We start from the raw sequence: 4,945 nt of genomic DNA, 5'->3' as shown, positions 1-4,945 counted from the left end.
CTCGGCAAAGCGGACCAATTGCTCGGGATGCGGATAAGGCAGGGGTCGCAGCATGACCGCTTCGATCACACTGAACATGGCGGTGTTCACGCCGGCGCCGAGAGCGAGCGTGACGATCGCGAGGATCGTGAACCCGGGCGTTTTCCATAACTGACGTGCGGCTTGGCGTAATTGAGTCAGCATTATTGGGACACCGTCATTCGTACCGAATGGCTTGCATGGGATCGGTCGCGGCAGCGCGCAGCGCGGGAATTCCACCGGCGACAAGAGCAACGAGGATGAGCGCGGCGCTCACGGCCGTGAGAACTCCGGCATCCGCGGGCGAGACCTGGAAGAGCAACGCGCTGAGTAGTCCGCCCAACGGGACCGCGACCACGAGACCGAGCACGATCCCAATGAGGCCCAGCAGCGACGCCTGCCCCATTACCAGCTTGAGAACGCCGGATGGCGTCGCGCCCAGCGCGAGCCGGATCCCGATTTCCTGCGTGCGCTGCGCTACCGAATACGCCATCACGCCGTAAACTCCGATACCCGCCAGGATCAGCGCAACTCCGGCGAACAATGCCAGCAGCACCATGCTGAGCCGCGCGCGCCACGTCGAATCGTTGAGCCATTGGGCCATCGGACGCACCTGATTCACGGCAACACCGCGATCGATCGAATTCACCGCGTCGCGAACCGCGCGGACCGCGCCGGCGGTATCTGCGGCCGGCTGCACCGTGATCGTCATGAAATTGCGCGCGTCCTGCCGGTAATCGAAGTAGTATTGTTCGCGCGACGCGCCGTCCAAACCGAAGTCTTTGACGTGCCGGACGATGCCGATAATCTGCCAGGGCTTTTTGTCGTAGATGATTCGATGACTCAGCGGATCGCTGTTCGGGAAATTTTTGCGCGCGAAATCTTCGTCGATGATGACCACGGATGGCGCCTTCTCATCATCGGTAGAACGGAATCCGCGGCCTTTCAAAAGGGTGATGCCCATCGCTCCGAAGTAATCTCCGCCGATCACGAAGTTGTCGGCGAACGTGACTTCAGAACTGTTCTTCGGCTCAGGTTGACCTTCAAGGCGATACGAATTTTCCGTATCGTTCTCGCTCATCGGAAGAAAACTGACGATCCCAACGCGCCGGATTGCCGGTTTCTGAGAAGTGTTCTCAATGAGTCGACGCCAGAACAGGATCTGCGCGGCGTCCTCTTTGTAAGCGGGTCCGTCGATCGATAGGCTCATGGTGAGAGCGCGCTTCGGATCGAACCCCGGATCGACTTGCATCAGGCGGCCAAAGCTCTTGATCACAAGACCCGCTGCCAGCGCCAGAACGACCGCCAGCCCGATCTCGGCCACCACCAGCGCGCTTCGCAGCCGGTTCCCTTGCACACCGGCAGTATTGGCGCGGCCCCCATCTTTCAACGCATCGTTCGGGTCTACATGTACCGAGCGCAGAGCCGGTGCAACGGTGAAGAGAATCGTAGCTGCCATCGTCACGACGGCCGCGAAAAGAAGCACGCGGAAGTCGATTGTTACGGCTGGGATATTCGCGCTTTCGGGTACCAGCGACAAGAGCGGACCAATGCTCCACGAAGCGGCCGCAACGCCGAGTACGCCGCCGCCGAGCGCGATCAGCAGCGCTTCGCGCAGACTCTCGCGGACTATGGCAAGCGGCCCCGCGCCAATGGCGATGCGCACGGCGATTTCGCGCCTTCGTCCGGCCGCCCGCACCAGCATAAGCCCCGCCAGGTTCACCGACGCCAGCAAAAGCACGAGCGCGACGGCGGCAAGCAGCGTCATCATCACCGGACTTAAGTCTTTGGTGAAGTAAGTCTGCAAGGACGTTGCGAACAGGCTCCAACCCGCATTGGTCTTCGGATACTGGACACTGAGCGCCCGCCCGATGGCTGCGAGTTCCGCGTTCGCCTGCGCGACGGTGATTCCCGGCCTTAACCGGGCCACGGATTCGCCGCTGTGGTTGTCGCGCTTGCTATCGGCGACATCCCGGCGGACCGGGAGAATCGCATCGAACTTCACGAACGGAAAACGAAAATCCGGCGGCATCACGCCGACGATCGTGAACGGCTCGCCTTTGAGCGTGACTACGCGGCTAATAACATTCGGATCGCTCGCGAACCGGCGCTTCCACAAACCGTTGGTGATGACAACGCGGCCGGGCGCATTCTTGCGGTCTTCTTGTGCTGTAAAGGCGCGGCCGAGAGCCGGATGTACGTCGAGCGTGTCGAAAACGCCCGAAGTCGCGTTCAACACGGGCAGCCGTTCCGCCGAACGGCCGTCGCTCATCGTGACGTCCTCCGGATTCACCATCGCTGCCGATGAAATGCTCTTCGATTCACGGCTCCAGTCAGCGTAATTGGGATAGGAAGTTGACACCTCGCCGAACGTGTTGAGCCTCTCGCCCACGCGGATCAGCCGCTCCGGATGCGGAAACGGCAGCGGCCGGAACAGGATCGTATCGACCACGCTGAAGATCGCGGTATTCAGGCCGATCCCGATCGTCAGGATCAGCAGCGCCGTCAAGGTGAAGCCCCAGCTTTGACGCAAACTCCGCGCCGCAATTCGTAAGCCGTTCATGCCTGCTCCTTTCGAGAGCGAAGTTTTTATGGATTAAGCCGCGGCCGTGGTCTCTTCGACAATGCGGCCGTCGAACATGTGAACCGTGCGGTCCGCGAACTTCGCATAGCGCGGATCGTGCGTGACCATGACAATCGTCGCGCCGTTGCGGTGCAGTCCGCGCAGCAGATCCATCACCGCTTCGCCGTTCGCCGAGTCCAGGTTTCCGGTGGGCTCGTCGGCGAGCAGCACACTCGGCGATCCAGCCAGCGCGCGGGCGACAGCGACACGCTGCTGCTGACCTCCGGAGAGCTGCGACGGGTAATGCTTCACGCGATGCGACATCCCGACTTTCTCGAGCGCTTCCATCACCGCCTTCTTGCGCTCCGAGCCGGGCATGCCGCGATACGTCAACGGCAGCTCGACGTTCTCATAAACATTCAGATCGCCGATCAGGTTGAACGCTTGGAAAATGAACCCGATTTCGCGGTTGCGAATGCGCGCGCGATCCTGCATCCTCAATCCGCTGGCCGGCTGATCGTTGAGGATGTAGACGCCGTCCGAAGGCGTGTCCAGCAGCCCCAGAATGGCGAGCAGCGTAGATTTGCCGCAGCCCGACGGGCCCGAGATCGAGACGTACTCGCCGCGTCCGATATCCAGGTGAATGCCGGCTAGGGCGTGCGTCTCTACCTCATCGGTGACGAATACTTTGGTTACGCCCTCTAGATGAATCAGGGTTTGGTTGGCGGCGCTCATACACTCTCCTCCTTGCACATTGCGAAATTAGTGATTGAAACGAATCCGGTCGTATTTATCCCAATTGTTCATATCGGAAAGCACAACCTGATCTCCGGCCTGTAATCCGCTCAATACTTCAATGGAATTGACGGATGCGCGGCCCAATCTGACAGTGACGCGCGAGCCGGTTTTTTGATCCGGCGAAATTTTGAACAGCGAAATGGTGGTGTTCGGCTGGCCCACCGTCGGGCGCCCCACCTGCAGGACACTGGCGAGATGTTCGAGTTCGATGGTGCCGTCCACGCTCTGATCCGGACGCGCGCCTTGCGGCAGCGGAGCGTCCAGACCCACGTCGACCAGCACGCTTCCGTTCACCGCGGCGGGATCGATGCGGATCACGTGCCCGGGGATGATGCCGTTGCCCGACTCGCTATGGGTATCGATCGAAGCTTTCTGCCCGTTCAGAACGTACTTGGCATCGGTTTCGGTGATTTTCAGTTGGGCTTTGAGCCGGCTCGGCTGCGTCACCTGCGCCAGCGTTGCGCCGGCGGCCACCTGCTGGCCGACTTCCACCGGAAGCGCTTCCAAAACGCCCGCGACACCCGCGCGCACATTGAGCTTGGCGACCTCTTCCTGCTTGAGCGCGTAGAGCGCCTTGAGCTGGTCGATCTTCACCTGCTGCGCGTCGAGCTGCGCTTTCGCCGATTGATCGATGATCTTCAGCCGCTGCTTTTCAATGTCGTCACGCTGCGCGAGTTCTTCGGCCTGAGTGGTCGAGAGTTTGAGATCGACGTCCGGGATCAATCCCGCTTCCGAGAGCTTCTGATCGCGATCGGCTTTCAGCTTGGCCTGCCGGTAATCCGAATCGACCTGAGCGGCGGCTGCCTGCTTATCGAAGCTCGTGCTCTGCAGCTGCACTTTCAGGTCGGTGTAAGCCGCTTCCGCCTGTTTGAGGTTGTACTCGGCGGTTACCGCATCGTTTTGAAGTTCCGGGTTGTTGAGCGAAAGAATGACGGAGTCGCCGCTGACGGGGGTTCCGGGGCGGATGAAGATGCGCTCCACGCGCCCGGCACTCTCGGCAGGGATGTACATCATGTCGATCGGAACCAGGGTGCCGGTGCCACGCACATCGCGGATCATCGGCCCTTGATGCACGCGGTCCGGCCAGATCGTGCTCCATTCGACGGTTGGGGCGGCCGGCTGCAGCCGCGTCACGCCCAAGGTGATGCCGGTGGCCGCGATTAAGCCGAGCACGACATAGGTGATCCGCTTGATCAGGCGGTTGCGTTTAAACGATGGATTGCGAGGGACGTCCATTGATAAAGATTCCTATACAGAGCGCACGCGCCCTGCCACGACGATACCTTGTAAGTTGCTGAAACGGTGAACCACATATGGTCTGCGGCCACCCTGGAGAATGAAAACGCCGCCGGCGACTGCAGAACAGTATTGGAGTCGATGCAAATACCCCATTCTGAGCCGCGACGGTGACGGAGCGGTTACTGGCCGGGCATCCCGCTTTCTCGCGGCAAAGGCATTCGAAAGGTTCCCTTCCGGAGCACCAGCTCCGTTACCGTCGCGGCTCAGCAAAGCCTCCGCCTTGCCGGACTGAACAGGATGCGACTTGGTGTGCCGAACGCGCCTGCC

Annotated in this window: 4 protein-coding genes; all 4 read right to left on the bottom strand. The window is 60.8% G+C overall.

The window, feature by feature from the left end:
* A partial coding sequence (locus tag H1Y01_RS06615; RefSeq protein WP_180539652.1) for a hypothetical protein occupies positions 1–183 on the bottom strand: 183 nt, incomplete at its 3' end.
* Positions 184–196: 13 nt separating this feature from the next.
* A complete protein-coding gene (locus H1Y01_RS06610; protein ID WP_180539651.1) occupies positions 197–2,581 on the bottom strand; it encodes an ABC transporter permease in 2,385 nt (794 codons plus the stop codon).
* A 33-nt stretch (positions 2,582–2,614) separates the two neighbouring features.
* The gene (locus tag H1Y01_RS06605; RefSeq protein ID WP_180539650.1) at positions 2,615–3,316 is read right to left on the bottom strand and encodes an ABC transporter ATP-binding protein; all 702 of its coding nucleotides are present in this window, start codon (positions 3,314–3,316) and stop codon (positions 2,615–2,617) included.
* A 27-nt stretch (positions 3,317–3,343) separates the two neighbouring features.
* Positions 3,344–4,615 (bottom strand): efflux RND transporter periplasmic adaptor subunit, encoded by a 1,272-nt coding sequence (locus H1Y01_RS06600; protein ID WP_180539649.1) that lies wholly within the window; start codon positions 4,613–4,615, stop codon positions 3,344–3,346.
* Positions 4,616–4,945: the final 330 nt, after the last annotated feature.

It is taken from the genome of Nevskia soli, from assembly GCF_903970205.1.
Taxonomy (GTDB): Bacteria; Acidobacteriota; Terriglobia; order Bryobacterales; family Bryobacteraceae; genus Bog-113.
The sequence above is the reverse complement of the archived record's forward strand: the minus strand, read 5'-3'. Positions and strand labels throughout refer to the sequence as shown.

What these genes read in the sequence shown, in the direction of transcription:
- H1Y01_RS06605 (WP_180539650.1), bottom strand. Translation starts at nt 3,316, where the DNA reads ATGAGCGCCGCCAACCAAACCCTGATTCATCTAGAGGGCGTAACCAAA.
- H1Y01_RS06610 (WP_180539651.1), bottom strand. Translation starts at nt 2,581, where the DNA reads ATGAACGGCTTACGAATTGCGGCGCGGAGTTTGCGTCAAAGCTGGGGC.
- H1Y01_RS06600 (WP_180539649.1), bottom strand. Translation starts at nt 4,615, where the DNA reads ATGGACGTCCCTCGCAATCCATCGTTTAAACGCAACCGCCTGATCAAG.